Here is a 4,051-nt window from a genome sequence, read left to right as displayed (position 1 = left end):
GCGGCGGGGCTGCCCCGCCGCCCGGGGCCGCTGACGCCGGCGGACGGCCCACCAGGCCTTCCGCGACGGCCCCGGTCAGACCTTCGGTGCCAGTCCCGGCCGGATCCCCGGTGCCGGCGCCGGTGCCGGCCGAGGCCGGGTGGCGGTGCCCGTACTGCCGGGACGTCCGCTTCCGCGCGAGCGTCGTCGGGGACAGGCGCACCGCCGAGGAGCTGGGACGCGCCTTCCCAGGGGCCGTCGTGCGCACCTCCGGCCGGGATGGCGTGCTGGCGACCGTCGCGGCGGCGCCCGCGCTGGTGGTGGCCACCCCGGGGGCCGAGCCGGTGGCCGACGGCGGGTATGGCGCGGTCCTGCTGCTCGACACGTGGGCGCTGCTGGGCCGCCCGGATCTGCGCGCGGCTGAGGAGACGCTGCGCCGGTGGTGCGCGGCGGCGGCGCTTGCCAGGCCCGCGGCGGACGGCGGCCGGGTCGTCGTCGCCGCCGACGCCGGGCTCGCGGTGGTCCAGGCGCTGACCCGCTGGGATCCGGCCTGGTTCGTCCGGCGGGAGGCGGATGAGCGGGCTGCCCTCGGCTTCCCGCCGGCCACCCGCGTCGTCGCTGTCGAGGGCAGCGCCGGCGCGGTTGCCGACCTGGTCGCGGCGGCGCGGCTGCCCGCCGGCGCCGACGTGCTCGGCCCGGTCCCGCTGGAGGAGGTGGACCGCCCGGCCGGCGCCGGGACGGCGGGCCGGCCCGCTCCCGCTGGTGAGACAGGTCGATCCGTCCCCGCCGGGCGGGCGGCCCGGCCTGCTCCCGTCGGGGACGCGGACGCGTCGGAGCTTGCCGGGCAGCGATGGGAACGTGTTCTGGTGCGGGTTCCCAGAGCGCAGGGGCAGCAGCTCGCGGCCGCGCTCAAGGCAGCCCGCGGCGTGCTCGACGCCCGCCGTTCCCCACCGGTGCGGGTCATCCCCGATCCGATCACTTTGCTGTGATGGTGCTGTGATGATTATGTCTCGTGTAAGTTACGTAATGTAATAAATTCGTTCCTGATGGACGTGTATTTTGATGGATACACGTTGCGGGCGCGGGATGATGCGGCTTGGGGACGACGACGCAGGCGCGGGACGCACGCGGGCGAGGGAAGAGGGGCGGCAGTGACGGTCCGAGAGATCCGACTGTTGGGGGACCCGGTGCTGCGGACGGTGGCCGAACCGGTCACCACCTTCGACAAGGAGCTCCGCCGCCTGGTCGCCGACCTCGTCGAGAGCATGCACGAGGCGGGCGGGGTCGGGCTGGCCGCGCCGCAGCTCGGGGTGTCGCTGCGGGTGTTCACCTACCACGTGGACGGTGAGGTGGGGCACCTGGTCAATCCCGTCCTCGGGCCGTTCAGCGAGGAGCTGATGGACGGTGAGGAGGGCTGCCTCTCCCTGCCCGGCCTCTCCTTCGAGCTGAAGCGGCCGGAGCGGGTGATCGCGGTCGGCCAGAACGTCCACGGCGATCCTGTCACGATCGAGGGCAGCGGCCTGCTGTCACGCTGCGTCCAGCATGAGACCGACCATCTCGACGGGGTGTTGTTCATCGACCGGCTGGACCCGGAGACGAAGAAGGCGGCGATGAAGGCCATCCGCGAGGCGGAGTGGGCCGGGCAGGCTCCGCCGGCGGTGAAGGTGTCCCCGCACCCGCTTTTCGGCCGCGCCCGCTGACCTGCCTTTCCTTGCCCGCTCGGGCTCGGCCGGCGACTGTTCCGCGGATGTTCCGCGGAACACGACCCGCTGGACCGCGTACGCGCGGGACGCGGCTAGCGTTGGACCGTGCGCACTTTCCTGTCCCCGTCCGCCCTGTCTTCGTCCGCGGGACTCAGGGGATCCGTGGGAGCAACCTGGTCGGGTGGTCGCTGATGCGGGTGGTGTTCGCCGGTACCCCGGCGGTGGCGCTGCCGAGCCTGCGGGCGCTGCTCGACTCGTCCCGCCACGACGTCGTCGCGGTCGTGACCCGTCCCGACCGGCCGGCCGGACGCGGCCGGAAGGTCGCGCACTCGCCGGTGCGGACGCTCGCCGAGGAGCGGGGCGTGGAGGTGCTGACCCCGCAGAAGCCCCGTGACCCCGACTTCCTCGCCCGGCTCACCGAGATCGCCCCGGACTGCTGCCCGGTGGTGGCCTACGGCGCGTTGCTGCCCCGGGCCGCCCTGGACATCCCCCGGCACGGCTGGGTCAACCTGCACTTCTCCTTGCTGCCCGCCTGGCGCGGCGCCGCGCCGGTGCAGCGCGCCCTGCTGGCCGGTGACGACGTGACGGGCGCGTCGGTCTTCCAGATCGAGGAGGCCCTCGACAGCGGCCCGGTGTACGGGACGCTGACCGAGCCCGTCGGCCCCCACGACACCGCCGGTGACCTGCTGGCCCGGCTGGCCGATGCCGGCTCCCGGCTGCTCGTCGCGGTCCTGGACGGGATCGCCGACGGATCGCTGCGGGCCTGGCCGCAGCGATCCGAGGGGGTGTCGATCGCGCCGAAGCTCGACGTCGCCGACGTGCGGATCGACTGGTCCGCGCCGGCCTACCGGGTCGATCGGCTGATCCGGGCGGCCACTCCGGCGCCTGGCGCCTGGACGACGTTCCGCGACCACCGGATCAAGATTGGCCCGGTGCGTCCCGTCACCGTCGTGGAGACGACGGCCGTGGTGACAGCCGTGGCGGCGGGGAAGGGCGATGGCGGGACAGGCGCCGCCGGCGGGGACAGCGCCACCTCCCTCGGCATCGAAGATCTTGCTCCTGGGCAGATCGCCGTCGGCGGTCACGGCCGGATCGCGGTGGGGACCGGCGGCGGGGTCGTGCTGCTCGACGAGGTCCGCCCCGAGGGCCGTCCCACGATGGCCGCCGACGCGTGGGCGCGGGGAGCCCGCATCGCCGCCGGCGAGAGGTTCACATGAGTCCGGCCCCCGCCGGGGGCACGCGGGCACGGCAGCGGGCCCGGCCGCCGGCGTCCCGGGCCGATCCCGCCCGGCTGCTCGCCTGGGAGGTCCTGCGGGCCGTCGACGAGCGTGGCGCCTACGCGAACCTGCTGCTGCCGGCGCTGCTGGCCGGCCGCCAGCTGTCCGCCCGCGACCGGGGTTTCGCCACCGAGCTGACCTACGGCACCCTGCGCGCCCTGGGTGTCCTGGACGGGCTGCTCGCCACGGTCGCCAACCGCCCGGTGGACGAGGTGGACCCGCCGGTGCGGGACGCGTTGCGGCTGGGTGCCTACCAGCTGCTGCGCACCCGGGTGCCGGCGCGGGCCGCGGTCGACTCGACCGTCGACCTGGTCCGCCGGACCAGCGGTGAACGGCCGGTACGGTTCGCCAACGCGGTGCTGCGCCGCCTCGCCGCCCGGCTGGAGGCCACCGGCGGCGATCTCGCGGTGCTGCTGGCCGCACCCGGCTATGACGACGACCCGGTCGGCCATCTGGCGACGGTCACCGCGCATCCCCGCTGGGTGGTCGAGACGTTCGCCGCCGCCCTCGGCGGCGACCTGGCGCGGACCCGCGCCGCGCTGGCGGCCGACGACGAGCGTCCCAGCACCCATCTGGTCGCCCGTCCTGGCCTGATCGACCGGGACGGGCTGCTGCGGGCGGCCCGGGACGCCGGCCTGGCCGCCGAGCCCGGCCCGTGGTCGCCGTACGCGGTCCGGCTGGCCGGCGGGGATCCGGGGCGGCTGCCGGCGGTCCTGGCCGGCCAGGCCGGCGTGCAGGACGAGGGCAGCCAGCTGGTCGTGGCCGCGCTGTCGCGGGTGGCCACGGTCGGGACGGACACCGGGGTGAGCGTCGATCTGTGCGCCGGACCGGGTGGCAAGACCGCCCTGCTGGCGGGCCTGCTGCCCCGGACCAGGCTGGTCGCGGTGGAGCCGCGGGCCACCCGGGCCCTGCTGGTGGCCGCCGCGGTGGCACGCCCGGCCCCGGCGCCCGATCCCGCCGACGCCGTGAGCGGCCCGGCGGCGGCCGTGGGAGATGCCGCGGGCAGCCCGGGGGCCGGTGCGGAAGGCATGGCGGGCGGCCCGGTGGCGGGCCGGTCGAACGTGGTGGTGGTACGTGCGGACGGGCGGGCGG

At 75.9% G+C, this 4,051-nt stretch carries 3 protein-coding genes and 1 pseudogene; all 4 read left to right on the top strand.

What is annotated here, in order from left to right; genetic code table 11:
- A pseudogene (locus CM1CMNOD_RS15300) lies at positions 1-968 on the top strand (primosomal protein N'); the annotation flags it as partial.
- 162 nt (positions 969-1,130) lie between these two features.
- Complete coding sequence (gene def / locus CM1CMNOD_RS15295; protein ID WP_013874503.1) at positions 1,131-1,679, top strand: peptide deformylase; 549 nt, start codon at positions 1,131-1,133, stop codon at positions 1,677-1,679.
- Positions 1,680-1,873: 194 nt separating this feature from the next.
- Positions 1,874-2,899, top strand: coding sequence for a methionyl-tRNA formyltransferase (gene fmt / locus CM1CMNOD_RS15290; protein ID WP_013874502.1), 1,026 nt, complete (start codon positions 1,874-1,876; stop codon positions 2,897-2,899).
- The coding region (locus tag CM1CMNOD_RS15285) for a transcription antitermination factor NusB (RefSeq protein WP_131774055.1) at positions 2,896-4,051 on the top strand (1,156 nt) is incomplete at its 3' end. The genes fmt and CM1CMNOD_RS15285, both read left to right, overlap by 4 nt.

This window comes from Protofrankia symbiont of Coriaria myrtifolia (genome assembly GCF_900634755.1).
Classification (GTDB): domain Bacteria; phylum Actinomycetota; class Actinomycetes; order Frankiales; family Frankiaceae; genus Protofrankia; species Protofrankia coriariae.
The sequence above is the reverse complement of the archived record's forward strand: the minus strand, read 5'-3'. Positions and strand labels throughout refer to the sequence as shown.

Coding starts and splice junctions, on each gene's coding strand:
- fmt (WP_013874502.1), top strand. CDS start 1,874: ATGCGGGTGGTGTTCGCCGGTACCCCGGCGGTGGCGCTGCCGAGCCTG.